Below are 25,981 nucleotides of genomic sequence, written 5' to 3'. Positions count from 1 at the left end.
GAAAGAAGCCTCCGCAGCAAGCAGAGGCTCCAATCTTATTCTGATTACATTGTAAATCATTTACTCGACGCTCTGTGGCTCTATAGGAGCAGTATAGTCAATGCTCTCTCCGCCTTCAGGCGTGGTCGTTCCCGGTTCGGATGGTTGGCCGCCAGTATCGCCGGTATCTCCGCCAGTTTCCGGATTGCCTGTATCGCCTCCACCGGGATTTTCATTTCCTTGTCCACCGCCTTGGCCATTGCCTTGGCCGCCATTGCCTTGACCGTTGCCTTGACCATTTCCGTTTCCTTGACCTTGGCCGCTTTCACCCTGTCCATTTCCTTGTCCGTTGCCCTGGCCATTGCCCTGATCAGTTCCTTGGCCGCTACCAGGTTCTTCACCCGGAGTAGTTCCATTATCCGTTCCTTCTTCAGGCGGAACAGGTTCATTATTATCATCAGGTTGTTCCTCCGGTATTTCTTCCGGAGGTTCCACTCCTGCTGTAACGACTTGAAGTATATTAGAAGGCTCGGACTCTACATCCTGTGATGGATCATATGCCGTGACATAATAACTGTACGTCAATCCTTCCATGGCACCCATGTCATCAGCCGAAGTTCCACCTAACGAGTCCAGTATCCGTGCATAGTCCGCTTCAGATGATTCTTTACGGTATACACGATATTGAATACCGCTGCCATCCACAGCACTCCAGTTCAGGTTCACAGTCTGAAGTTGCGCATCATAGGAGCCTGTCAGGTTTCGTACGGATTCAAGCTCAACCTTCTGCGGCTCTTCCTCGACAGGTTCTGGAGCCTTCGTTGTAGGGAAGTCCTTCGCCTCATATCCCTGCACGGCTTTCTCCATGACCTTGCTCCATAAAGAAGCTGCCATCGGACTGCTTTGCCGCATCAGATGATTTCTTCCAGGCTCGTCGTAACCAAGCCATACAGCTGCGGTAAGCTCTGGTGTGTACCCGGCAAACCATACGTCCCGCACACCACTTACGCCTTTATAACCACTTTGCGTCGTACCCGTTTTACCAGCTACTGGACGGCTAATGCTTGCATTACGCCCTGTACCGTCTTGGACGACACGCCGCATCATATCTGTCATTTGTGATGCCGTCTGTGCACTCATCACACGTTCCTTATTGCCGCCTTTATTCTCATGAACGACTTTACCACTGCTGTTCTTAATTTGTTTAATAGCATAAGCTTCATTCAATTCCCCGCCGTTGGCGAACGCACTGAACGCTTGAGTCATTTCAAACGTGTTCGTACCGGAATTCATACCGCCAAGAGCAAGCGACAGGTTCATGTCCTCTTTCGTTGTCTTAATACCCATTTTTTGTGTGAACTCATATCCGGACTTAACTCCGATCTGATTCAGCGTCCATACTGCTGGGATGTTCTCCGAACGCTGAATCGCTTCCGGCATGCTTACGGTATTAGAGTACCCATGAAGGTTCTGAGGGCAGTAAGTGCCGTTGCCAAAACACTGTTTCTGATTGCTCAGTCTGGAGTCTTTCGTAAACTTGCCACTTTCTAGTGCAGGAGCATATACGGCAATCGGTTTTAATGCCGATCCTGGCTGACGGCGGCTGTCGGTAGCACGGTTAAAGCCACCGCGTAGATATTCTCGTCCGCCCATCAAAGCAACAATTCCACCGGTATGCTGGTTCATAATGACCATGGACCCTTGAATAATCGCATCATCTGCGCCTTTTTCAAAGTTATCCGGATTGTTGAACTCAGCTTCCAGAGCCTGTTGGGCATTCGCGTCCATTGTCGTATAAATTTGATACCCGCCAATATTCAAATCATCCTCGGTGAGTCCCCACTTCTCTTCGGCCTCTTCCATCACATAATCGATATAAGCGGTATATTTCTGCTCCTTGACCGGAGGTGTGTAGTTGTAATCCACTTTTTTGGCCTCTTCAGCTTCTTTCGCTGTGATATAGCCTTGGTCCTGCATAAGCGTCAATACAACTCCGCGACGCTCTTTGCTAAGGTCCGGATTCTTAAGCGGATTGTACCTGGAAGGGCCTTTAGGCATGGCTGCCAGAGTCGCCATTTCCCACAACTCCAGCTTGTTTAGATCGCTCTTTCCGAAATAACGCTGCGAAGCTGCTTTAATTCCGTAATAAGGTCCGCCGAAGTTAATCCGGTTCAGATACATTTCCAAAATTTCATCTTTTGTATGGTTCCGCTCGAGTGCCAATGCAATCGACACTTCCGTAGCTTTACGGAAAAACGTCTTATCACGTGTCAGGAAGATATTTTTGGCAAGCTGCTGCGTAATCGTACTTCCACCCTCTACCATAGAGCGAGCCATAATATCTTTTACTGCAGCACGTCCGATGGACCAGATGTCAACACCACTGTGCTCCAAAAAGCGTCTATCCTCTGTTGCGATAAAAGCATTTTTCAATTGTTCCGGTATATCTTCACTTTTAACAGGTTCGCTTTTTTGAATCGAAAGTTCACCCATAAGCGTACCATTTCGGTCATATACCTTGGACGTTCCATGTGCCGTAAGCTTGTCCTTGTTCTGTTCTAGCAAATTTTCACCGCTAACCATAATGAACAAGTAGCCGGCCAATGCACAGAATATGGCGATAACCGCCGTAAAGAATAAAGTCCACCCGATTCGTTTGCCTCGACTACCTTTTTTCTTTTTCGAAGTTTTTTTTGTTGTCTTAGGGGTCTCTTTGTTTTTGTTCACCCTGGACATTTGATCTTGATTTTTACCAGCCATAGTTCCCCTCCTGACTCCCTTAATAAATTCTCACTCCCTGGAAAGAAAAGAACAACCTTCTCAGGTTGCTCTCTGCACTCCTATACAACTAAACGAATTATACACAAAAAAGTTTCAGATTAATCGTTTCTGTTAAAAATACCCACTTTATTGATCGTTGTTGTTGTCCTGCATCAGGGAAACATTACGCTGCGGCATGAACGTGGAGATAGCATGCTTGTATACCATTTGTTGGCGTCCATCACTGTCGATCACGATAGTAAAATTGTCAAAAGCTTTGATCGTCCCACGAATCTGAAAGCCGTTTGTTAGGTATACCGTGGCGGGAATGTTCTCTTTACGCAGTTGGTTCAAGAACGTATCTTGGATGTTTATGGACTTGTTCATTAGCCGTACCCCCAATGGTTCAATTAGAATTGTTTTGAAGTATATTCAATATTTGATAGAAACTTTCCTGCTATTATACCATGGATCTTTTCATAATTCGCAGAAAAATTTTCAGAATTGGTGACATCCACCCACTCGATGTCCTTCATATGACGAAACCAGGAAAGCTGCCGCTTTGCGAATCGGCGGGTATCACGCTTCAGCAGTTCCACAGCTTCCTCATAGCTGTATTCTCCTTGAAGATAAGACACGATCTCTTTGTAACCTAGACCCTGCATAGATACGAGGCCAGGAGCATACCCCTTATCCATAAGCTCGGAGACTTCTTTAACAAGTCCCTGATTCAGCATGATATCGATGCGCTCTTCAATACGGTTATATAGCATTTGCCTGTCCATTGTCAAACCGACCAAGCAAAGATGATAGGGAGATTCCTTCTTTTGAGAGGCTAACTGGGCGGATAAAGGGGCTCCGGTCAAGTGAAATATTTCCAGAGCACGAACCACACGGCGAAGGTCATTCGGGTGCAGCCGTTCAGCGCTTTTCGGATCTACCTGTTCCAACTTTTGGTGTAATGCCTCTGCCCCATAGTCTTCTGCGAACTTAAATTGTGACTGTCTAAATTCCTCATCTGCACCTGTTTCACTGAACTGAAAACCGTAACAAACAGATTCGATATAGAGCCCCGTTCCTCCTACAATAAATGGAAGGTTTCCTCTCTTGGTAATATCTCTGATCAAACGCTCGCTTTGTTCCTGAAATTCTGCTACAGAGTACGGATAATCAGGTTCGTGGATATCGATCAGATGGTGAGCTACACCCTCCATCTCATCTTTAGAAATTTTTGCTGTCCCGATATCCATTCCTCGGTACACCTGCATGGAATCCCCAGAAATAATCTCACAGCCAAAAGCTTTGGCAAGCTCAATACTCATCTTTGTCTTGCCTACAGCTGTTGGACCGATCAATACCAGAAGATTGGGTTTAGATTGTTCTGTCAATGGATATCACTCCGTACGTAATTTTCGATTGGCCCCGCTCGGGTACGGTAAACCCAAGACGTGCAAACTCTTTGCTGCCCCGCTTCTCCTTCAGCACAACGGTTTTCCGTGCGACCCGTATCGCCTCGAGAATGCTTTGTTCGTCAAGTGGCTCACTGTTGGCATAATGCCGGAGCGGATTGATTGAAGCCGATTCGGTCAAAGGTTCCCGGAACATCGGGTCAAAATATACAATATCCACACTTTTATCAGGCAGTGTTTTTAAATAATCCAAATGATGCCCATGCCTCACATCAATTCTTCGCATAGCTTCATCACTCGCTGGCATATTACTTTCATAGGTCCGAAGTCCCTCTTTAAGGAACACATAAAGTGGGAACGAACTTTCAAGTGCCGTTACACTCCCGCTCTCTCCAGCCTTTACGGAAAAGACTAGAGAATCCGCACCCAATCCTGCTGTACAGTCAAGAACAGAGTCTCCCTCTTCCATGCGTGTCGCTTCAATCATAGGATCCGGATCCCCACGAAGCACACGCTTTAATCGGACATATCCCATGCCGGGGTGAAATTCCAAAACGGAGCGCCCCGGACCGCCCAAGCGGACATGACCGTCTAATACAACCAGGACATCCTCATCCCCGGTCCTTAAAGCAAGCCGTCTTAGCGATTGGCCGCCGCGCGTAACATAACGACAGCCTGTTTCTTCCGCAATCGACTTCGCTCTTTCTACGAAAGCCGGCGCCTCCGCCTCTCCTGTGGTGATAATCATAAATTCCTCCTTGCTGTTTTACATGACGCGTTTGAACATTTTTTCAAGATCATAGACAGAGAAGGAAACGACGATTGGCCGTCCATGCGGACACGTATAGGGCTGCCTGCAGTCGGATAAACGCTGGATCAATGTTTCGGCTTCTTGTTCTGTAAGCTTTTGGTTCGCTTTGATAGAGGCTTTGCAGGAGCACATTATGGAAGATGTTTCCCTAAGCTTCGCCAAATCGATATTTCGTTCACTTAGTACCCACTCCGCCATTTCTTCGATCAGTTCCTTCTCATCGCCTTTCGGAAACCAGAACGGATGAGAGCGGACGAGAAAGGTCTGACCTCCAAAATGCTCCAGATATACGCCAACCTGTTCAAACCAGTGCAATCGTTCCTTTACCTTTTCCGATTCGGAAGGTGTAAATTCTAATGTAATAGGGAGCAGCAGTTCTTGTGATGCTTCTGCCGGCATACCGAATTTCTCGTAGTAATATTCGTAATTGATCCGTTCATGGGCAGCGTGCTGATCAATCAGATAGAGGCCGGTGTCATTTTGTGCAATCAAGTATGTGCCGTGATGCTGCCCGATTAGAGTCATCTCTGGAAACGGTGGAATCTCCGGTGCAGCTCCTCCCGCAGCCTGCAGCCACTCCTGTGTTACTGCAGATCTATTCTGCGTCGGCCTTCCTTCTGTACGGTAATCAGAACGATAGGCTGTTGCAGCTGTCTCTCTCATTTGTGGGGAGACCGGGCCCGGCGCCCCTCCTGTCCATCCTGCATATCCGTGGGACGCTGTATTCCTTGAAGGCTCAACCTGCTCTGGAGCACGGCTCGTTTGATACCCGGCATTATTTTTTTCATCAGGATTTACAACGTTTCTTTCGGCATTTTGTGCAAACGTTGACGCCGATCCGTCAATGTCACTTTGCGGTGCATTGACTGCCACAGATGCAGATTCATTCCCGCGCGCGCCCTCTGAATGTTTCTTCGAAAAGTGGAACTGTTCCTGAATGAACGCATTCCCATCCTTACCAAGGTTTTGCTTCACCGGACGGGGAATGAGTACCTCCTGCATTAAAACTTTCCGAATCTCTTCTTCAGCAAAAGCAAACAGCTCAGGCTCCTTACTGAAACGAACCTCCAGCTTCGATGGATGTACGTTCACATCGACGAGCGACGGGTGCATATCAAACTTCAGAATCGTCAGAGGAAACCGGTTGATCGGCAACAGAGTGTGATACCCCCGCAAAATAGATTGACTCAGCCCGTAGTTCCGAATGTACCGACCATTCACAATAAACGACATGGCATTTCGGTTTGCCCTTGTCCAGTCAGGCCGGCTAATGTAACCCGAAATCGTATAGTCCATATTCTCAGCCTTGATCGGCTTCATGGCTTTGGCTGATTGGGTACCATACACTGCTGCAATAACTTGCAGAAGATCCCCATTGCCAAGCGTCTGAAGCAGTGTGTTGCCGTTATGCCGAACGGTAAAGGCGATATCCGGCCGGGATAACGCCAGACGGTACATATAATCGGAAATATGACCCAATTCCGTCTGGATGGTTTTCATATACTTCAGCCTTGCCGGAGTATTGTAAAACAATTCCTTCACCACAAAATCAGTTCCTTGTGGTGCTGCCGTCTCCTCATTGGCTTTCAAATTACCGCCTTCAATTTCGATCAGCCGTCCCCGACCGTCTTGGGTATTTGAGGTAACAAGTCGTACTTTGGATACCGCTGCAATCGAAGGAAGCGCCTCTCCCCTAAACCCCAGGCTCGTAATTTGAAACAGATCACGACCCTGAGAGATTTTGCTAGTCGCATGCCGGTAAAAGGCCGTTTCACAATCTTCTGGATCTATGCCGTTCCCATTGTCTGTGACCCGAATGCTCTGCAGGCCACCTTCCTCCACAGCGACGTCGATTTTGGTGCTTCCTGCATCAATCGCATTTTCCACCAGCTCTTTTACGACGGAGGCAGGCCGCTCCACCACTTCACCGGCAGCGATTTGGTTGGCGATATGCTCGTCCAATATGTGTATTTTGGCCATCATTCCTACCTCCGTTACAATATTTGGTCAGCCAAAATGACTGCCTACTTTCACAATTCCTTAGATAACATTTCACAAATGGTTAGCTTTCATCTTCAGATCATTCAACATCTGCATGGCCTGCAGCGGCGTCATGTTCATAACATCCACGGACTTTACGGCTTCAATAATCCGCATTACCTCGGGGTCCACCTCAGCAGGAGCGGCTGACACGTTCTGAGTTGACGATTTGGAAGTCTTAACCGATCCGGACTCTTCATCCCCAAAAATAGACAGTTGTACGACAGCACTCCCGCCGCCGGATGTGTCTAATTCTTCGGAATTTTGCGATGGAGAAATAAGATTTTGAACCTTATCCGTTTCATAATCTGCGGCATGTTCTTTAGAGAGGGACTCAGCAGCCGTACAAGCGGTAAGAGACGCAGATGACAGACTGCCATCCCCTGTTACTGCAGCCGAAGAAGCTTGCTCCAACCCTTGAAGAAGGCCGTAAGCTCTGTCGATAATGCTGCCAGGAAGTCCCGCCAATCTGGCACAATATATGCCATAACTGCTATCCGCTGCACCAGGAATGAGCTTCCGCAAGAAATGAACCTTATCTCCGCTCTCCTGTACCGCCATAGAGTAATTCCGAAGTCCCGAAAGACTCTCCTGAAGGTGGGCAAGCTCATGAAAGTGAGTGGAGACAAGCGCTTTACAGCCAATATGATCATGTACATATTCAATAACAGCTTGCGCGATTGCCATACCTTCACTTGTAGAAGTACCTCGGCCCAGCTCGTCAATTATGATCAGGCTTCGCGGTGTCGCTTTCTCCGTCATCACTTGAATATCTGCCATTTCCACCATAAAGGTGCTCTGCCCGCCGATCAAATCATCAGCTGCGCCAATCCGGGTGAAAATACGGTCAACCAAAGGCAAAACAGCTACATCAGCCGGAACAAAACAACCGATCTGCGCCATAATAGACACCAATGCCACTTGACGCATGTATGTGCTTTTCCCAGCCATATTGGGACCGGTAATGAGCAAAATCGAAGAGCCGTCCTTTTTGAGCTCGGTTCCGTTGGCAATAAAAGACGTATCCTTCATCACGGCTTCCACTACCGGATGGCGTCCGCCCTCGACCGTCAGATCATAGCCTTCACTGAGTTCAGGCTTAACGAACCGATGCTCTGCACTAACAACCGCTAGTGACTGATATACATCGATCTCCGCAATCTTCTCAGCCAGCCCCTGCAGTCTTGCGATCTGGGTGTTCAGCTTGTCCCGAAGCTCTGTGAACAGCGCATATTCAAGATCCACCATCTTCTCCTGGGCTTCCAGAATGAGCCCTTCCTTTTCCTTCAGTTCAGGAGTAACATACCGCTCTGCGTTCGTCAGTGTCTGCTTACGCTCATAACGGCCTTCAGGCAGTGAGGAAATATTGGATTTCGTCACCTCTATATAGTAACCAAATACCTTGTTATAGCCGATCTTCAAAGACTTAATCCCTGTAGCATTCCGCTCTCTGGCCTCCAGCTCAGCGATCCAGCGCTTGCCATTCGTGCTGGCTTCCTTCAACTCATCCAACCGTTCATGATATCCCGTCTTGATGATGCCGCCATCTCGAACGGACACCGGAGGTTCATCCACTATGGATTCCTCAATAAACTCACACAGATCAGAGCATACATCGGTAGCCTCTGCCAGCTTCTGCAGGGTTGAGGATCCTGATTCGGCGCACAGACTCTTAAGCGTTGGAATTTGCCGCAAAGAAAGCTTAAGTGCATTCAAATCCCTGCCGTTCGCGCTTCCAAAGGCAATCCGTCCCACCAATCGTTCCAGATCATAAATCTCTTTCAGAGCCATCCGTAAATCTTCACGGAGTATGTACTGGTTATACAGGTAATCTACTGCTTCAAGCCGCTCTTCAATACGGCTGCGCTGGAGCAGCGGTTTGTCAATACGGCGCCTCATTAAGCGCGCTCCCATAGACGTCTCCGTACGGTCGAGCAGCCATAGCAGCGAGCCCTTCTTGGAACGCTCGCGCACGGTTTCCACCAGCTCTAGATTGCGACGCGTGAACGGATCCAGAACCATGTATTGTCCTGGTTCATAGGAAGAAACTTGTGTAAGCTGTCCAAGTGAGCGCTTCTGCGTTTCACTAAGATACGCGATCAGCAGGGATACACATGCCCGTCTCTCTTCATCTAATCGGGCCCATACCGCTTCTCCGAATTGAGAGAGCACAAGGTTATCATCCCGTCGTTCCCAAGGTGTGGCAAGCGTCGGACGGCTAGTTGACAAAGCCTGAGAAGAAACGATCTCAAGCAGGTTGTTGTCCCCTATAATTTCCGACGGCTCGTAAATACCTATCTCATCACGAAGCCATTCTTCGGAAGAAGGGACAGAGGTCACATAAAGCTCACCCGTGGACAAGTCACATGCAGCCAGCGCCATAAGACCACCGTAAGTCGTGATACACACCATGTAGTTATTCGATTTATCACTGACCACCTTGCCGTCCATAATCGTACCGGGTGTGACAACCCGGACGATCTCCCGGCGCACCATGCCTTTGGTTGCAGAGGCGTCCTCCATCTGCTCACAAATGGCGACCTTGTAGCCTTTTTCAATCAACCGCTGAATATATCCTTCGGCAGAATGATACGGCACACCGCACATCGGAATGCGCTCTGCGCCTCCTCCTTCACGGCCGGTCAGCGTGATTTCCAGCTCTTTGGACGCCAGTACGGCGTCCTCGAAAAACATCTCGTAAAAATCTCCTAAACGGAAAAAAAGAAACGCATCTTGCGCCTGTTCTTTAACACTTAAATATTGTTCAATCATCGGCGTATATTTTGCCATGACTTACCTCCATGCCGTTTCAAGCTTAACTTCTATTATAACAGAAAAAGCTAGAAGGTCACGGTATGGCCGGAATATTCCAGAGAGGACGAATGTCACGGCTTTCATCCCAGGTTCGCCCATCCGCTATATATGAAAACACCCGGTCGATGACCGTCGCGTATGAAGCGTAATCCGGAAGAAGGGTAAAATCCTGATGCAGCTTAGCTGCGCACTCCCGAAGCACCTCCGGTTTTCCCTCGTAATAAGCCTTATGATATCTTTCCCGGTTCAAGGGCCTGGCTCGCAGCCTCTCATGATGAAGAGCAATAAGGTATGACATATATAGTGAAGCCTTGGTAATAAAAGGAGATACGAGAAAGCTAGGAAGGGTGCGGTATTCAAACCCTCCATGGGGCTTCAGGCGGTAATCTCCGAGATAGCCGTAACGCGGGCGACGGCCCCGGCTGGCCGGGTCTTCAAGGATGGCTAAAGGAAGCGCAAGATAATTGTCCAGACACTGCAAAACAGACAATGTAAGTGGAACCCCGCTGAAATGAATGTGCCCGCCCAGCGGTAGCCCCGGAGCTGGCAGCCCGCCAGCCTTCCACAGCAGAGAACGGTCCACAATTAATTGCTCAGCTTCCATAAGAGTGAGACGCATGGCTTGTAGCAGAGCATCCGGATCACGCTGTGGCGCCGGTCGCAGTTCTGCGAGCGGATAACTTACTTCATCACCCTCACGAACAGCGTCGCTGCCAGCCATGCCGTGCCGCTCCAGATATAAAGAAGCAGGCACTACACGCCCTTCACGATTTACCAGTACAAATTCTGGGTCCATGCCTATTAGAAAAGCGGTATCTTTCTGCATGCTATAGTTCCGTTCGCAGGAAGCTGCCCCCTTGCTTAATATGACCTGTTCTACCGCGTAACGCCTTCCCGGCAGAGCAGAGATCTGTACCTCTCCCTGGTCCGTACCTAAGACATATAGTGTGCGGATGGCTGCTTTCTCCATTCTTTTACGCAGACCATCTTCAAGACCTCCGGGAAGTGATTCTCCATCTACCCATCCAACCCTGCTCCCGCCCCGCGTAGACAACATGACGGAAGTTGATTCAATTCCGTTAACCCTAACCCGATATCTTGCTGTATAGCGATTTTTATCCCTGTTCAGTGGGCGCATAATCCGGCTCGGTACCCCCGAACGCCTAAGCCTGGCATCCATTTTTTCAGGAGAGAACATTTCCGTTGTATACACATCAGTAAGATCATCAAGTACCCTGACCAAGCTTGAGCCCTCCCTTTGGATAATATGAAAAACGTTTATCGATGTACCCCAAAGAAGACAGACCGCATTTAGCGGAAAAAAAAGCTCCTATCGGAGCCTTTTCGATGATGTTGCCGAGCCCTTTTTAAATTAAACCCAAACTTTTGCAAAAAAAGAGGGCGTTTGCCCTCTGCAAAGCCGCCCCCACTGCATATGCTGTACTAAGTTACCGGATAGGGAAGGCTTACAGTTCATCCTCCAGATCCTCGAAATCGAGGTCCTCATAATCACCGTCTTCCCCGCCAATGAATTCAAATTCTTTGTCCTCGAAGTCACCATGCTTTTGGTCGCATACTTTAACCAACACCTTCGTCTCAGCAATAAGCTCTACGGAGTACTCCCGCTCCACACGCAGAATAACACTCTTGCCGTTAGAGGATACGCTTGCTTCCACACAGCTCGGTTCCTGAGTCGCTTCCGCGGACACTTCTACCGTAGATGCCCGGTGCTTGGGATCCAGGTAAGAAAGAGGTACGCGTTCTACATAAGATACCGTTTCTTTCGCCACGTCGGTCTGCGAATTTTTGTCATAGGAATACCAGATGTTAACATCGTAAGTACCAATAACTTCGATTCCGTCTCCGGCGGCTACCGCCTCGTATTGATGGTTTATAATCCAGGCCCCCAAAATACTGGTCGGATTATTGGGCGGAGTCACGGTATGTGTTACGGTAGAGAACTTACGACCCTTGCCGCAGATCGCCTTCGTAATGATCTCTCTACATTGGTGTTTACTACTCAATGACATCTTCGAACCTCCTCCATACAATCATTCCCTACATGTGTATGCACGACATGGGCGAATGTTGAATGAAGTGGTCCAAATAAATTCATATGATGCTAAAAATAGCAGAAAAAGATTAAAAAATTGAGCTATATGGTTATATATGGTAATAAATTCACTTAAAATTCAAGTATTTGATGACTTTTAATAATAATCAAGGGATTACCTTTGATCTATCGTAGAGTATTCTAAGATAGAACGTAATCCTTTTCTTTAAATTGGGCGTTATACAGAGTATGATATTGACCACATAATTGAAGTAACTCATCATGCTTCCCTTGTTCCACCAATCTCCCATTCTCCATAACAAGAATCATGTCTGAATTTTGAATCGTCGTTAACCGGTGTGCAATGACCAACGTTGTTCTACCAATCATTAATTTAGCTAGTGCATCTTGCACGATTTTTTCGGATTCATTATCAAGAGCTGCCGTCGCTTCGTCTAAAAGCAATATGGGTGCGTCTCTCAAAATAGCTCTTGCGATAGCAATCCTTTGCTTCTGTCCACCCGATAAACGATTACCATGTTCCCCAATCTCCGTATCAAATCCTTGAGACAATTTCATTATAAAATCATAAGCATTAGCCTTCTTTGCTGCTGCAATCATACTCTCTTCGTCTGCCATTCGATTACCATCCAAAATATTATCCCTAATCGTCCCCGAAAAAAGTACGGTATCCTGAGGAACAAGTGAGAAGTAGTCTCGGTATTCCCTAAGTTCCATCGACTCTTTGTTCCTACCATCAATTTCAATCGCTCCTTCCGTTGGAGAATACAGTCCAAGTAGCAATTTTAGTAACGTAGACTTACCTCCACCGCTTGTACCAACAATCGCGACTGTCTGACCTGCATTCACACGAAAATTAACATTTGTAAGAGCTGATGAATCTTCGGAATTTGTATATGAAAAACTGACTGAGGATACAACTAGCTCATTAAAAGATGTTTTAATTCCTCCTTCGTTTGGAAGTTCCTCATATTCTTTAGGAGCATCTATAATCTGAAAGATTCGGTCTGCACCTGCTAAGGCTTGCTGCATACTTGACCAAAGTCCAGGTAATATAGAAAACGGCTGCACAAGATAATTCATGAGTTGAATAAAGGCGAGCATGGCTCCAACTTCCAATTCCCCTTTTGCAACAAAATAACCAGCAACGAGTATAGCTATCATGAACGTTATGTTTGCAATGCCGCTCGATACTGCATTAGCTGTTCCCTGTATTTTGCCTTGACTGCGTTCAATTTCAGAAATCTCATTGCTATATTGTTGATATTGTTTCGATATTTTCTTTTCAAGGCCAAATAATTTTACAAGAATGCTAGCACCCAGTACATCTTGAAGAAAAGAGGTTGTCGTACCTATTGCCATCTGAAGTTTACTGCTTTTTTTACGCATGGCTTCGCCAAATAGTTTGCCCACCAAGATCATGAGTGGTCCTATCGACATGGAAATCAAGGCGAGAGGCCAATGAATGCTTAATAAATATATAAAAGCAGAAATGGCAAGTAACGGATTTCTAAGCAAACCCATAATGATGTTACCACTTGCATCTCCCACAGCTTGATTATCACTAGTGAAACGAGTAAGTAATTCACCAGAGTGATTCTTGTCATAATAAGATTGCGGTAAACGTAAGACATGATTCAAGGTATCCAAACGAACATCGTTTCTAACTTTAAGAGCTGCTTTTTGCTTAAGATACGTATCAAAGTATGTATTCAAACCTAGACAAATAAGTATACCCAACGCTAAAAGAATTAAATTGAACCAATTCTTTACTTCCAACTTTACAGCAGCATTCGTAATGAGAGACAAAAACCACGCAACTGAAAGATCAAGCACAATGCCTATTAACATAGTGATAATCAAGCCAACATATATCAACTTGTATCTACTCATATACTTTAACAAACGTGTAAACGGACTTTTTGTAGTCATGTAGCTCCCCCTATTATTCCAGTAACAATCGAAGCGCTTTCAAGATGCCTATATTTGTTGAACTAAAGATTCTTAGCCTGAGCATCACTACGAATGCGGATTATTCTTTCGATCGCTCTTGCCCCCAGATTTTTTTTATGTACTTATATAAATGTTGAAATCCGGAGACAAAGGCGACCACGTACGTTTCTCCAGAATAATTCCTCCTTCTCCGTTGAAGCCTTTACATTTCCTTTTTTAGTTCATTCTATTTTTCATGTACAACTCACATGAAAACGCAATCATTTTACAGATGTATCTATCCTACTCTATTTTCAGGACATAACATATGCAAATTTTATTCAACCTGTAATTACTTGTGAATATGTCATTATTGATCACTAGCCCCACACATAACTATTAAGCAAATACAAAAGAAAAAGCGCCAAGCCCTTATTCCACGGCTTGAACGCTTCTCTTCAATATATGCTTAACGCTGGATGCCTGGGTACTGCCACAATCCTGCTGTTCTAAACAGATCGCGGTACACTACCAACAGCTCGCTCTTCGGCACCTCATGCGCCTCTTCTACGGTTTCATAATCCATATATACCATATTTGTTAAATTTCTTTTAGCTTCCTTACCGTTCATCTTGCTATAAAAACGATCTGCCTCCTTAAACAGCGCAACCGAACGGCGGATGTGGCTCGCACTCGTCACGACGGTAACATCCTTAATACCTTGCTCCTCAATAATTTCGGTCGAGAACAATGCATTTTCTACGGTATCAGTTGCTTTATTTTCCGGCAGAATTCTTTCTTTGGCAACACCCTGCTCAACAAGCCACTTGGTCATGTTATCGGCTTCAGTTACACCGTTTTTCGGAACGCCGCCAGTTACGATGATTTTGGAGTCTGGATACTGTTGTGCCAATTTCAAGCCCTGCTTCAAGCGCTCCACCAAAGTTTCCTGCATCGTTCCATCTTCAGCTAGAGCATAACCAAGAATAACGATAGCATGGTTTTTCGACGGTAGATCCGCAGGAACTTCCGTATTCATCTTCAGGTCGAGAATTTCCTCGGTCTCTTTAAACTTTTGCACAAAAGCGTTGGTCTGGTCCTCATCTATTTTTCTCAGTTTATTAATAGACTGCTTATATGCGAGTTCATTTCCATTTATTTTGGAATACATCCCATATAGTAAATTGGCATTAAAATGATCTGGCTGCAGATGTAATATCTGTTCGTATGTACGTAGCGCTTCGGGAACTTTCTTTTGAATGATTTGTGTGGAAGCTAGAGACATCTTCAGATCTATGTTGTAAGGATCTAGAACCGTCGCTTGCTTAAAAGCATTCTCTACAACATCATACTTCCCTTTAAGGGTAATGCCTTTGAAAATATCTTTCTCTGCTTGCTTGAGGTCTCCGCCGTTCCAGTAAAAATGCATAGCTGTATCTATCAGCTGCTGAATACGCTCTGAAGTTGGCGCATCATTCTTATAGGTAATAATCGAATTCTCCGACATTGACGCAGTCGCCGCCTTCACAGGCAAGCTCAAAGAAGTCGTGGAAGCCATAGCTACGGTTACTGCTGTCATCGTCATTACTAGACGACGATTGAATTTTTTGGTGAAAATTTTCATAGTGCCCCTCCGTTGTCTAAGTGTAATTGTTGTTGAAAAACTCACCTATTCTATCTGCCACACCTTACCTAAATGAACCCGAGTTCTTCACCTCCTGATCTTGAGAAATATGAAAAAAGGCATGAACCATAAAAGGGAACGGAGTCTATACTCCGCTTCCACCTCTTATGGCTCATGCCTAGTCTCACTAGTAACACGCCAATTGTAAGCGCTTCAACGAGGTCTATATTAACATATAAATCTCCCACAATCAACCACTTCAATCCTTGAGCCGGACAAAACATCATTCTATTTCAACCTTTTGTCTTTCATTAGACTTAGATTGGTCGGGCTTGTAGGGGCTTTGCTCTTCTTCGAAATTTTCAAGAAAAATTCAAGCTCACGGCACAGCTGCAATATCGCAGAACGCAGTTCGAACTCCTCCCGAGTATGAGGCAATTCCATCTCTTTAAATTTATCCACCAGATCGGTCAGCAGTTTCTCCGTCTTTCCTGTATATTCCTCAGTCACAACATCCTTGCTCAATTGATCAAACAATTTGGACGCAAGTTCACCGTGCGTCAGCCTCTCGTAAATTTGAGAGATAAGGTGCATCATCGCCTGAATGTTGTCTAGCTGTTCTTTTCGCATGTAAAAATATACATTCCAGGCCTCATCGGGCTGAAGCATTTGATTCTCCATGGCACGGTTGCTTTCTAGAATTCCGCGTTCCACCGCCTGATTCGCTTCAATCAGCTCTTTGCCATCCCATACGTGCTCCGGATCGCGAAGCGTAAGTGAAATATGCTCGAATACGACCGAGAACAGCCCGTCCACTTCTCGGCGAATCTCCATTAACCGACCCTCACCCTTTGGCATATAAGCCATATTCACAACCATCGCCGAACCGAGACCAATCAACAGGAGTTCCACTTGGGTCCAGAATATACCCAAACTAAGCGCTTCCCCGTTAAACACACGGAATACAACGACCGAACTTGTTACAATACCTTCTTTAAAATTCGCCTTGGATATGGCAGGAAAGGCTATCAGTATGTATAGCGCCAGAACCCAATAATGAAAACCGAGCAAAGAGAAGAGAATCGACCCCAGCAACAGTCCCAGTAAGGATGCAAAAAAACGTGACGATACTGAACGCAGACTGCGCTTACGCGTCACATCCACGCCCAGAATCGCCAGTAGACCTGCTGAAGTCGCTCCCGGTATATTTAAAGCATCTGTAACTAGAATGGCAATTAGCGTTGCTACTGCCGTCTTAATGATACGAAATCCCATGAGCAACCCTCTTCTGTCTTTATCGTATTCCCATGGTATCCGATTTCAGCCGTCTAAACAACCAGTGTAATCACAAGGCGGCACCACAACAAGCTGCAACCCAATTTATCGATGACTCAACAATTTTTTCTCTATATAAACAACCATTTGATACATAGCCGTTGCCACTATGGCGATAATCAGCAAGCTGGACAGAACGAGGGTAAAGTTGAATACCTGGAATCCGTACATGATCAAATATCCGAGACCCGATTTTGCCACGAGAAATTCGCCCACGATCACACCGACCCACGCCATACCCACATTCACCTTTAAGGTGGAGACAATCGCAGGAAATGATGCTGGAAGAATTACTCGTTTAAACACCTGTGACTTCGTACCGCCAAAGGTGCGAACAACCTTGATCAGGTTGGAATCCACCTCAGAGAAGCTGTTATATACAACGAGTGTCGTAACAATGACCGTAATGGAAAGTGTCGTTACCACAATGGCTGTAAACCCGGCACCGAACATAACGATAAATATCGGACCGAGCGCGACCTTCGGCATGCTATTAAACACAACCATATAGGGGTCCAGCACCCTGTTCAGGAAAGGCGACCACCAGATCAGCACCGCCAATAGCGTACCAATTAATGTGCCTAACAGAAATCCGACAGCGGTTTCACCCACCGTCACCCCAAGATGCCCCCATATCTCCCCTGATATGATATCTTCCCAAATACTTACGAAGATTTTTGTAGGATAGCTGAACAGCAGTACGTCGATCCACTTTGAACGTCCCGCCAGCTCCCAAAGAGCGAAGAACAGGACCAGCAGCGCAGTCTGCACCATAATGACACGGTTCTTGATTTTGCGTTTATGTCTCATATGACGGGCATGTATTTCCTTGAGCCAGCCGGGATCAGTAGAAGCCAGGCTGGCCTGAAGAAGTTCCGGATCAGTCATATTGTCGCTTCACTCCTTACCGCCAATGACTTCCATCTCTCTCCATATTTCATGAAACAACTCATTAAATCCTGGTTCCTTCCGCGCATAGAACGGTTGGACCTTCCGGATATGCTCCGGTACTTCAAATGTCCGGTGTATTCGGCCCGGATTCCGGTTCAGCAGCACAACTCTGTCACTCATCGCGATGGCTTCCGACAGGTCATGTGTGACCAGAATGGCTGTCTTGTTCCGATCATGTAACGTTTCAACAATTAGATCCTCCAGCTGAAGCTTGGTCTGATAATCCAGTGCCGAGAATGGTTCATCCAAGAGCAGAAGTCCCGGATCCGTGGACAACGTACGCACAAGCGCCACCCGCTGTCTCATCCCTCCGGACAATTGCTGCGGATACAAGCTGATGCTAGCTCCAAGCCCCATCTCTTTAAGCAGCTCCAACGTATTGTTCCGGCTTTCATCCGTCAATCGATCTATCAGCTCAAGTCCAATCAGCGTATTGTCCAAAATGGTCCGCCAAGGAAACAGGTAATCCTGCTGCAGCATATAACCTACTTCAGGTGAAGGGCCGTTCACAGCATAGCCATAAACCTTTGCTTCTCCGCGGGAAGGCTGCAGCAGACCTGCAATGATGGACAGGATTGTCGTTTTGCCGCAGCCGCTCGGACCAACAAGACTGATGAACTCGCCTGGAAGCACCTTCAATTGAATCCCTTCAACAGCCAGAGAGGCTTCCCGGTCGGTCACATACACATGAGCGATATTGCGGAGTTCAACTACCGGTACCATGATGCTCTCTCCTTTCGTTTGTGAGATTGTTATTCATCAATTATTTCGCCGCCTGCTTTGCTTTTTCCGCATAGCTGTTATCCACGATCGTTCCCACAGGTACCCGTTCCTTCAGCTCGCCGGCGAGATCCATGACATCCAGCAGATTGTTCCATTCCTCTTCATCCAAAATCGGGTCTGTTGCGTAGGTACCTTGTTCTTTATATCGCTTAACCGACGAAACGACGATATCCCGTTCGGTATCTTTGAAATACGGTAGGATCGCATCCGCAATTTCTTCTGCACTGTGTGAGTCCACCCATTGCTGAGCTTTATAGAGGGCATTGGTGAATTTCTGGATAGTGTCCTTGTTTTTGCCGATAAAACTCTGTTTAGCCATAAACACCGTATATGGCAGATGTCCGCTTTCCACCCCGAAAGAAGCAACAACCTTGCCCTTGCCTTCTTTTTCAAAAATGGATGCCTGTGGTTCAAACAACTGAACAAATTGTCCGGTACCGGAGGCATAAGCAGAAGCAATGTTCGCAAACTCGATATTTTGGATTAGCTCCAAATCGGTTCGCGGATTAATGCCTTTCTTGTTCAATGTGAATTCGCCCGCCATCTGAGGCATTCCGCCTTTACGCTGTCCGAGAAATACGTTCCCCTTCAGCATATCCCAGCTAAACTCGCCTTTGGCATCCCGTGCCATAAGGAAAGTGCCGTCCGTTTGGGTCAGTTGGCCGAAGTTGATGACAGGGTCATCCGCTCCCTGCTGATACACATATATGGATGTTTCCGAGCCAACCAGCGCCACATCGATCGCATTGGACAGCAATGCCGTCATTGTTTTGTCACCACCGAAGGTCGTCTGGAGTTCAACATCCAGTCCTTCCTCCTTAAAAAAACCTTTCTCAATCGCCACATACTGAGGTGCGTAAAATATGGAACGCGTAACCTCTCCGACCTTTACCTTCGTACCCGAACCACCACCGCCACATCCAGCTAATGCCATTCCGCATACAAGCAGAATGGAAAAAGCCAGGCCAAACCACTTTCTGTGCATCCTTATGAACCCTCCATTCCCTTAACCATGCGTTTCCTTTCAGCATATGCACAGAGCCCGGTAAAGGTTAAACGCCCAGAAGGGTTTACAAAATGGATTACTCGGTGAATCCTGCCATACTCTCGCACAATAGTAACGATGGCCCTAAAGCACAAAAAACAGCCGCCCCGGTCAACGGGGCAGCTGCAGATGTCTAATATTTTTTTAAAATTTAAAGCTTGTAAATCTCTTTATATTTAGCTTCCAGGTAGTCTGCCAAGTAATCCGGATTCAGCTCTTCACCGGTCACGCGGAGAATGATTTCGGCCGGAGTCTCACTCTTTCCGTACTTATGAATCTTCTCGGTCAGCCATTCCTTAATTGGGGCAAGCTTCCCTTCTTCAATTAAGCTGTCCAATTCAGGAAGCTCTTTGCGCATCGTGTGCATAAATTGGGCGGCGTACATGTTTCCGAGAGAGTAGGATGCAAAATATCCAAAATCCCCACCGGACCAGTGTACATCCTGAAGTACACCCAGGCCATCATTCGGTGGCATGATACCCAAGTATTCTTTATATTTCGAATTCCACACTTCAGGCAGATCCTTCACGGAAAGACCTTCATTAAACAACATCTTCTCGATTTCATAACGGATAATAATGTGCAAATTGTATGTCAGTTCATCTGCTTCGATCCGAATAAGAGAATTTTCAACCTTGTTAATGGCAAGATAGAATTGTTCCGCATCCACTTTGCTGAATTGTTCCGGAAAATGCTGCTGAAGATCGCCGAAGTAGCGATGCCAGAACGGACGGCTGCGGCCGATCATATTTTCCCAAAGACGGGACTGCGATTCATGAATCCCCATAGACGTTCCCATGGCCAGCGGTGTGCCTACGAGTTCCTTATCGATATTTTGCTCATACAGGGCGTGACCGCCCTCGTGTAAGGAGCTGAATACCGCACTGGTCACATCATCCTGAAGATAATTCGTTGTAATCCGTACATCGCCGACATTCAAGCCCGTGCAAAATGGATGTACACTCTCGTCCAGACGTCCCGCCTCAAAGTCATAGCCCATCTGCTCCAAAATAAACAGGCCGAACTTTTCCTGCTGTTCTTTAGAATACAACTGATCCAAAAATCCAGTATCCGGCTTATTGGAAGAAGCCAGAATGGATTTCACGAGTGGCACCAGTCGAGCACGCAGGCGTTCAAAAACTTCATCCAGCTTTTCGACCGTCAGATCCGGCTCATACATATCAAGTAGCGTATCGTAACGGGTATCTTTCACGCCCCAGTAGTCGATAAATTCCTGCTTGAACGCTACGATTTTGGTTAAAAAAGGTTCGAAGCCGGCAAAGTCACTGTTTTCCTTCGCATCCTCCCATTTGGATTCGGAATGAGCGGCCAAGACGGTGTACTCTTTGAACTTATCTGCTGGAATCGATTTGCTCCGGTCATATTCTTTCCGGCATTCCTCGACCATGCGACGACTTTTTTCATCAAGCTGCTGCTCTATTTCCGGCTTTGCAAAAAAGTCCAGCAGTTCACTCATTTCTGTGGACGTTTGAAGTTTAAATGCCTCAGTCGAGAGCATACCAATCGTCTCGGAACGAGCTTCTACGCCCTTACGAGGAGCCCCAGTACGGAGGTCCCAATGCAATAAGCCAACGGCTTCGTAATAACTGGTTATTTTTCGGATCAATTGTTGAAACTGTTCCCAGCGTTCTTTAAGTTGTGTATCCATTAGTGAGCCCTCCTGCTTTCATTTATGTATTATATTCCTACTATTGATGATACTTTTTACAAGGTTTATAATCAACTTTTAAGTAGAGAATATAAAATTCATACATAATAAGGAGTGTCTAGAAGCCATGATGATTCAACTGACCCCAGATGCAGAAAAAAAACTGAAGGAGAGAATCGGCAACCAGCCGGGCAGAGTCAGGCTTATATATGACACTGAGGGATGCGGCTGTGCCGTCAACGGAATACCCGGGTTGCGCATTATCAACGAACCTGACTCTGAGGATGTCACGGTCTCGGCCGGGGATTCCGTCGCATTTGTGATCAACCGCCGACAAGAAGTCTTTTTCGAAGATGCGATGACTTTAGATGTTTTCTCGGGTCTTAGCACTTTCCGACTGGACAGCAATAATCAAACGTACGGCACGAACATTCAACTGGTGGATACCAGACAATAATTTCAAGCCATATCCAGCCACACATCCGAGTATTAGGAGGAACCTTTTCATGTCAACACATCTTAGCAGCATTATGGAACACAACCGGACTTTTGTTGAAAATAAAGAATATGAAGCTTACCGCACAAGTAAGTTTCCAGATAAAAAAATTATTATTATTACATGCATGGATACACGTCTTACGGAATTGTTGCCTAAGGCGATGAATTTTAAGAACGGTGACGTTAAACTTATTAAAAACGCCGGCGGGATTATCTCACAACCGTTTGGATCTGTTATGCGGAGTGTACTCGTTGCGCTTTATGAGCTGAGTGCCGATGAAGTGATAGTAGTAGGCCACCATGAGTGTGGTATGGCTGCCCTGAACGCGGATCATATGATCCAATCGATGATCGAACGCGGTGTTTCGGAAGATGTCATGACAACTCTAGAGAATTCCGGAATCAAATTGACAAAGTGGCTGCGCGGATTCGATAACGTTACTGCAGCCGTTGAACATACAGTGAATATCATTAAAAAACATCCGCTTCTCCCGCCAAAGTTTCCTGTACATGGAATGGTCATAGACCCGACAACCGGAGCTCTGGATCTTGTTATTGACGGGTATGATAAATAATAATCATAGTTACACAAAAGCACGGGCTGATATCAGCCTGTGCTTTTTTTGCAGTTCCCTTTCGTTCAGGTTGTCAAACCATACAGTTTCAGTGTACACTTTGAACAAACGGACCTGACCCGGGATGTAATCCTAATTCCAGGTGTTCCACGATTAAGTTTCAAAGGGAGTCTTGCACATGAACACGTTGTCTTACGGCCTGCTGGGTCTGCTCGCCCGAAGAGAATCGTCCGGTTATGAGCTGATGCTCCGCATTCAGCCATTTTGGCAAGCGAAGCACAGTCAGATTTATCCACTTCTTGCCGGCATGGAAGAAAAGCATCTTCTCAGCTCACGTTGGGTTCAGCAAAGCGACAAACCCGACAAGAAGATTTACGTTATCACAGAATTAGGTATGCAGAAACTGCGAGAATGGATGTACATGCCGATTGCGCCTTCTGTAACGAAAGACGAGCTGTCACTACGTACATTTAGTCTTTGGTTAAGCGATATTGGTATTGCGTTCGACATTTATGAGGAACGCCGAAAGATCTACTTGGACAAAAAGCAATATTTTGAAGGTATTTTACAGGGAATTCCTAAGGACATGTGTCATTTCGGCAACAAGGAATTCAGCAATTACATCCTCGCTTCCAAGGGCTTGATGATGGCCGAGACGGAATTGAAATGGTGTGACTGGGTTCTTGATCTTTTGAAGCAACACCGTATGCAGACTACTTCTGTTCATAAGCAATAATTTTTTGAAACCTTATCGTGTACTTGTCCGTATTACACTCATTAAGATGCAAATATTTAATTTTACTAGGAGGTTCAACAGAACACAATGAAAAAAGTACTTGCTATTTTTGTAGCTCTCACCATGTTTCTGGTCGTGATTGCCCCTACTTCCGTTGATGCTAGAAGAGGCGGTGGTGGCTTCAGCTCCGGAAAGAAATCATACTCCACTACTCCTAAAAAGTCGGACAATGTTCAGAAATCCTCGAATAAGTCCAACACAGCCGGCACTCCGGGCGCAACTCAAAAACGTGGATTTTTTAGCGGTGGTAGCTTGATGAAAGGTCTGATGATCGGTGGTCTTGCTGGTATGCTGTTCGGCGGAATGTTTGGCGGAATGGGTATGCTGGGTAACATCCTGGGTCTTGCCATTAACCTGATTGCTGTTTGGGTTCTTATTATGGTAGTTATGGCTGTCGTTCGGTCCGTTCAAAACCGTCGTCGTCAGAACGAGCGCCGGGATAATCGGTATTAATCTATGATTCTGAGTATGGATGAAATCATCAATGCGGTTTGCCTCCATCAGGCAGAACGCAAAGGTGTGAAACCTACCGATGTTACTGTTGAACTGAGTTGGGAAGAAGACACCGGCTTTACCGCCGAAGTGTGGGTGAACAGCCGAAGTCAGTATTTGATCGAATCCAATCTGATCGAAGCGATACTACGTTACCTGTATTCCGAATATAACATTCGGACCTATAGTGATCGGGTGAAGCTCGATCTGGAAGACGAAATTATTGCGATTGTGGAACAATAATCCGTCAAATATATAGAGAAGCCGCTTTCGTCTATTCGAAAGCGGCTTTTCTTTTTATAGGAATCTCTCCTTCATCCCACTAATATAGTGTAGGAGAGAAGGGCGGGATGAACGTGGGTATCAATAAGGATCAAGAACAATGGGCTATCTTCCTAGCTGCAATCTGCGGACAGACCTATGCACAATTTACAAATACGGACGGTTCGTTCGTCGTTCCGCTGAATTATGGGGTTATTGATACTATTCAAGCGAAATCCATCAGCAACGTATGGGAACCCTTCGGGTTTATTCTGGAATCTCCGAAAGAGATTATTATTGCCTTTCGGGGAACCAGCTCGACGACCAATTGGATATCTAACATCATCGCCTCACAAAAAAGATTCAAATATATTAAGGAAGACTGTCTTACACATCGCGGCTTCACAGACATCTATTCTTCAGCTCGCAGTGGGATTACCTCCGCCCTCTCTAGGTTGTCTTCCAACAAGACATTATTCATTACAGGTCACAGCCTCGGTGGAGCACTCGCGACATTATGTGCTATTGATGTTTCGGCCAACACCACTTACATCTCACCCAACCTGTTTACATATGGATCCCCTCGTGTAGGCGATCCGGCCTTTGCGAAAGTTTTTACACAGTATGTTCGATACAGCTACCGCGTTGCCAATCCCTTTGATGTCGTAACACATGCTCCACCAACCATTTACAAGCTGCCGAAGCGGGAAAAAAAGTATTATTACAGTCATGTCCAGGCCCTCTCATCGCTGTCTTTCCAGAATGGATCCGTTAGCGCCAATCACCTTATCGGAAAGTATTTCTCAGAGCTCTCCAAGCTCCAACCGCAATTTACCGAACATTTATGTTCAACAAACCCTGGATTCTGTCCAGTCGTTGAATTGAAATCACAAGAATAATGTCGAAAGGACTCCATAAGTTATGCTACTCCATTTCTTTGGTGCATTATGGCCTGAAGATCATAAAAATGATTTATTGTAGTTTGATCAAGCACTTATTTGGATATTCATCTTTTTCCTACGCAATAAAACGAAAATCAGATAGCTTCCATATACCAAATATATAATATTTAATATAGAAACAACCAATACCTCTTTGTCTACAATATTACTGCTCGTCATTTGAGCAAGCGCATCAAACATAAAATGAAATGCGATCAAAGGAATAATGTTGTTTGTCGTTTCTATAAGCAAAGCAAGAATAAGACCGATAAGAAAAGCATTGATAATTTGCAGTAAGATATGTATGAAATCACTTCCGTTCAGCGCATTTGCCATATGTAGAATACCAAAGAATATAGAAGAAAAAACGATATAAAACACTGGTCCTTTGGGCTGCAGTCTTTCTCTGATGATCCCTCTGAATATCGTTTCCTCTGTATAGCCAACTAGTAAAGAAAAAATAAGAATAAGTATAATTTTAGTTGTAGTAAGCTCTAAGTTGAATCCTCCCATTATTGGCTGAACAACCGCTATAACAAGTAATGGAATATAATAGAGTGTTACCTTTTCTTTGCGGATATCCATCTTTTTGAAACCAAATACTTCAAGTGAGCGGTCCTTTTTTGTCATGTACACAGTAACAATCACTGCCATTATGAAAAATGCACCAGCTTGGGCAAGCATGATGCCTGCGTCCTCAAACCCTAATATCGTTGCGCCTGCGGATGCCACTGCAACAAATAAGGTTAGCACTATCCCGAGCATGAATGAAAATAAAATTGGATGTCCTTTGACTACTTTTTCTTTCATCGATTTCTCTCCTCTTATATCGTGCATACTTTGTTTACTTAATACTGGTAATGTTCAGGAAGGTTATAGAAGTATTCTAGTCGGTTCTAAGTTACTAACTCCAGCACCGACAAAAAATTCACAACTTTTTGTTCTTATGCTTTCATATAAGGTTTTTGATAATAGATTTTGAAATGTACTTTTATTCATATTTTTATCTCCAATTCTGCATATAGATTTCACTTATCTTTAGTTTCACGAATTTGGTAAACTAAAGTAATAAAGTACTCTAATCTTAATTATACTATAAAATGGAAAAATATAACACTAACAAATCTTATAATCTCTAACAAAAAAAACTCCTGCTATTTCTAATAGCAGAAGCTTCTAAAAAAATTGATTC

At 45.6% G+C, this 25,981-nt stretch carries 22 protein-coding genes; 6 read left to right on the top strand and 16 right to left on the bottom strand.

Going from position 1 to position 25,981, the window contains the following annotated elements; all coding sequences use genetic code 11:
• Positions 1-60: 60 nt before the first annotated feature.
• The 15 genes from MNQ98_RS12780 to MNQ98_RS12710 form a co-directional block, all read right to left on the bottom strand.
• Entirely contained in the window at positions 61-2,739 is a 2,679-nt protein-coding gene (locus MNQ98_RS12780; RefSeq protein ID WP_241933503.1) for a PBP1A family penicillin-binding protein, read from the bottom strand.
• Between the two features lie 147 nt (positions 2,740-2,886).
• Positions 2,887-3,126: an RNA chaperone Hfq gene (gene hfq / locus MNQ98_RS12775; protein WP_006209643.1), complete on the bottom strand. Its 240-nt coding sequence runs from the start codon at positions 3,124-3,126 to the stop codon at positions 2,887-2,889.
• 23 nt (positions 3,127-3,149) lie between these two features.
• A complete protein-coding gene (gene miaA / locus MNQ98_RS12770; protein ID WP_241933502.1) occupies positions 3,150-4,127 on the bottom strand; it encodes a tRNA (adenosine(37)-N6)-dimethylallyltransferase MiaA in 978 nt (325 codons plus the stop codon).
• On the bottom strand, positions 4,111-4,896 hold the full coding sequence (locus MNQ98_RS12765; protein ID WP_241933501.1) for a class I SAM-dependent methyltransferase: 786 nt from the start codon (positions 4,894-4,896) through the stop codon (positions 4,111-4,113). Before MNQ98_RS12765 ends, miaA begins: the two co-directional genes overlap by 17 nt.
• An 18-nt stretch (positions 4,897-4,914) precedes the next feature.
• Entirely contained in the window at positions 4,915-6,939 is a 2,025-nt protein-coding gene (gene mutL / locus MNQ98_RS12760) for a DNA mismatch repair endonuclease MutL (RefSeq protein WP_241933917.1), read from the bottom strand.
• Positions 6,940-7,011: 72 nt separating this feature from the next.
• Complete coding sequence (gene mutS / locus MNQ98_RS12755) at positions 7,012-9,789, bottom strand: DNA mismatch repair protein MutS (protein ID WP_241933500.1); 2,778 nt, start codon at positions 9,787-9,789, stop codon at positions 7,012-7,014.
• Positions 9,790-9,847: 58 nt separating this feature from the next.
• Positions 9,848-11,056 (bottom strand): putative amidoligase domain-containing protein, encoded by a 1,209-nt coding sequence (locus MNQ98_RS12750; protein ID WP_241933499.1) that lies wholly within the window; start codon positions 11,054-11,056, stop codon positions 9,848-9,850.
• 223 nt (positions 11,057-11,279) lie between these two features.
• On the bottom strand, positions 11,280-11,843 hold the full coding sequence (locus MNQ98_RS12745) for an outer spore coat protein CotE (protein ID WP_241933498.1): 564 nt from the start codon (positions 11,841-11,843) through the stop codon (positions 11,280-11,282).
• A 224-nt stretch (positions 11,844-12,067) separates the two neighbouring features.
• Positions 12,068-13,819, bottom strand: a complete 1,752-nt coding sequence (locus MNQ98_RS12740; RefSeq protein ID WP_241933497.1) for an ABC transporter ATP-binding protein — start codon at positions 13,817-13,819, stop codon at positions 12,068-12,070.
• A gap of 469 nt (positions 13,820-14,288) precedes the next feature.
• The gene (locus tag MNQ98_RS12735; protein WP_241933496.1) at positions 14,289-15,443 is read right to left on the bottom strand and encodes a YdcF family protein; all 1,155 of its coding nucleotides are present in this window, start codon (positions 15,441-15,443) and stop codon (positions 14,289-14,291) included.
• A gap of 288 nt (positions 15,444-15,731) precedes the next feature.
• Positions 15,732-16,718 carry an aromatic acid exporter family protein gene (locus tag MNQ98_RS12730; protein ID WP_241933495.1) on the bottom strand — a complete coding sequence of 329 codons (987 nt, stop codon included), beginning with the start codon at positions 16,716-16,718 and terminating at the stop codon, positions 15,732-15,734.
• Between the two features lie 105 nt (positions 16,719-16,823).
• Positions 16,824-17,588 carry an ABC transporter permease gene (locus MNQ98_RS12725; protein WP_481856765.1) on the bottom strand — a complete coding sequence of 255 codons (765 nt, stop codon included), beginning with the start codon at positions 17,586-17,588 and terminating at the stop codon, positions 16,824-16,826.
• A gap of 87 nt (positions 17,589-17,675) precedes the next feature.
• Positions 17,676-18,452 carry an ABC transporter ATP-binding protein gene (locus MNQ98_RS12720; protein ID WP_241933493.1) on the bottom strand — a complete coding sequence of 259 codons (777 nt, stop codon included), beginning with the start codon at positions 18,450-18,452 and terminating at the stop codon, positions 17,676-17,678.
• A gap of 40 nt (positions 18,453-18,492) precedes the next feature.
• Complete coding sequence (locus tag MNQ98_RS12715; RefSeq protein WP_241933492.1) at positions 18,493-19,497, bottom strand: ABC transporter substrate-binding protein; 1,005 nt, start codon at positions 19,495-19,497, stop codon at positions 18,493-18,495.
• A gap of 211 nt (positions 19,498-19,708) precedes the next feature.
• A complete protein-coding gene (locus MNQ98_RS12710; RefSeq protein WP_241933491.1) occupies positions 19,709-21,226 on the bottom strand; it encodes a carboxypeptidase M32 in 1,518 nt (505 codons plus the stop codon).
• Between the two features lie 127 nt (positions 21,227-21,353).
• Here MNQ98_RS12710 and MNQ98_RS12705 point away from each other — a divergent pair, with 127 nt between their 5' ends.
• From MNQ98_RS12705 to MNQ98_RS12680, 6 genes are all read left to right on the top strand, one after another.
• Complete coding sequence (locus MNQ98_RS12705; RefSeq protein ID WP_208914277.1) at positions 21,354-21,683, top strand: iron-sulfur cluster biosynthesis family protein; 330 nt, start codon at positions 21,354-21,356, stop codon at positions 21,681-21,683.
• Positions 21,684-21,732: 49 nt separating this feature from the next.
• Complete coding sequence (locus MNQ98_RS12700) at positions 21,733-22,299, top strand: beta-class carbonic anhydrase (RefSeq protein WP_208914278.1); 567 nt, start codon at positions 21,733-21,735, stop codon at positions 22,297-22,299.
• A gap of 178 nt (positions 22,300-22,477) precedes the next feature.
• A complete protein-coding gene (locus tag MNQ98_RS12695) occupies positions 22,478-23,035 on the top strand; it encodes a PadR family transcriptional regulator (RefSeq protein ID WP_208914279.1) in 558 nt (185 codons plus the stop codon).
• Positions 23,036-23,122: 87 nt separating this feature from the next.
• Positions 23,123-23,548 (top strand): hypothetical protein, encoded by a 426-nt coding sequence (locus MNQ98_RS12690; RefSeq protein WP_208914280.1) that lies wholly within the window; start codon positions 23,123-23,125, stop codon positions 23,546-23,548.
• Positions 23,549-23,551: 3 nt separating this feature from the next.
• Entirely contained in the window at positions 23,552-23,830 is a 279-nt protein-coding gene (locus MNQ98_RS12685) for a YxcD family protein (protein WP_241933490.1), read from the top strand.
• Between the two features lie 107 nt (positions 23,831-23,937).
• Entirely contained in the window at positions 23,938-24,747 is an 810-nt protein-coding gene (locus tag MNQ98_RS12680; RefSeq protein ID WP_241933489.1) for a lipase family protein, read from the top strand.
• An 87-nt stretch (positions 24,748-24,834) separates the two neighbouring features.
• On the opposite strand, the gene MNQ98_RS12675 is transcribed toward MNQ98_RS12680, so the two are convergent.
• Positions 24,835-25,599, bottom strand: coding sequence for a CPBP family intramembrane glutamic endopeptidase (locus MNQ98_RS12675; RefSeq protein ID WP_241933488.1), 765 nt, complete (start codon positions 25,597-25,599; stop codon positions 24,835-24,837).
• Between the last annotated feature and the right edge of the window lie 382 nt (positions 25,600-25,981).

This window comes from Paenibacillus sp. N3/727 (assembly GCF_022637315.1).
Taxonomy (GTDB): domain Bacteria; phylum Bacillota; class Bacilli; order Paenibacillales; family Paenibacillaceae; genus Paenibacillus_AQ; species Paenibacillus_AQ uliginis.
The sequence above is the reverse complement of the archived record's forward strand: the minus strand, read 5'-3'. Positions and strand labels throughout refer to the sequence as shown.

Bases quoted from the DNA above. Each gene is read 5' to 3' on its own strand.
- MNQ98_RS12780 (WP_241933503.1), bottom strand. From the start codon at position 2,739: ATGGCTGGTAAAAATCAAGATCAAATGTCCAGGGTGAACAAAAACAAA.
- hfq (WP_006209643.1), bottom strand. From the start codon at position 3,126: ATGAACAAGTCCATAAACATCCAAGATACGTTCTTGAACCAACTGCGT.
- MNQ98_RS12765 (WP_241933501.1), bottom strand. From the start codon at position 4,896: ATGATTATCACCACAGGAGAGGCGGAGGCGCCGGCTTTCGTAGAAAGA.
- mutL (WP_241933917.1), bottom strand. From the start codon at position 6,939: ATGGCCAAAATACACATATTGGACGAGCATATCGCCAACCAAATCGCT.
- mutS (WP_241933500.1), bottom strand. From the start codon at position 9,789: ATGGCAAAATATACGCCGATGATTGAACAATATTTAAGTGTTAAAGAA.
- MNQ98_RS12745 (WP_241933498.1), bottom strand. From the start codon at position 11,843: ATGTCATTGAGTAGTAAACACCAATGTAGAGAGATCATTACGAAGGCG.
- MNQ98_RS12740 (WP_241933497.1), bottom strand. From the start codon at position 13,819: ATGACTACAAAAAGTCCGTTTACACGTTTGTTAAAGTATATGAGTAGA.
- MNQ98_RS12735 (WP_241933496.1), bottom strand. From the start codon at position 15,443: ATGAAAATTTTCACCAAAAAATTCAATCGTCGTCTAGTAATGACGATG.
- MNQ98_RS12730 (WP_241933495.1), bottom strand. From the start codon at position 16,718: ATGGGATTTCGTATCATTAAGACGGCAGTAGCAACGCTAATTGCCATT.
- MNQ98_RS12725 (WP_481856765.1), bottom strand. From the start codon at position 17,588: ATGAGACATAAACGCAAAATCAAGAACCGTGTCATTATGGTGCAGACT.
- MNQ98_RS12720 (WP_241933493.1), bottom strand. From the start codon at position 18,452: ATGGTACCGGTAGTTGAACTCCGCAATATCGCTCATGTGTATGTGACC.
- MNQ98_RS12715 (WP_241933492.1), bottom strand. From the start codon at position 19,497: ATGCACAGAAAGTGGTTTGGCCTGGCTTTTTCCATTCTGCTTGTATGC.
- MNQ98_RS12710 (WP_241933491.1), bottom strand. From the start codon at position 21,226: ATGGATACACAACTTAAAGAACGCTGGGAACAGTTTCAACAATTGATC.
- MNQ98_RS12705 (WP_208914277.1), top strand. From the start codon at position 21,354: ATGATGATTCAACTGACCCCAGATGCAGAAAAAAAACTGAAGGAGAGA.
- MNQ98_RS12700 (WP_208914278.1), top strand. From the start codon at position 21,733: ATGTCAACACATCTTAGCAGCATTATGGAACACAACCGGACTTTTGTT.
- MNQ98_RS12695 (WP_208914279.1), top strand. From the start codon at position 22,478: ATGAACACGTTGTCTTACGGCCTGCTGGGTCTGCTCGCCCGAAGAGAA.
- MNQ98_RS12690 (WP_208914280.1), top strand. From the start codon at position 23,123: ATGAAAAAAGTACTTGCTATTTTTGTAGCTCTCACCATGTTTCTGGTC.
- MNQ98_RS12685 (WP_241933490.1), top strand. From the start codon at position 23,552: ATGATTCTGAGTATGGATGAAATCATCAATGCGGTTTGCCTCCATCAG.
- MNQ98_RS12680 (WP_241933489.1), top strand. From the start codon at position 23,938: ATGAACGTGGGTATCAATAAGGATCAAGAACAATGGGCTATCTTCCTA.
- MNQ98_RS12675 (WP_241933488.1), bottom strand. From the start codon at position 25,599: ATGAAAGAAAAAGTAGTCAAAGGACATCCAATTTTATTTTCATTCATG.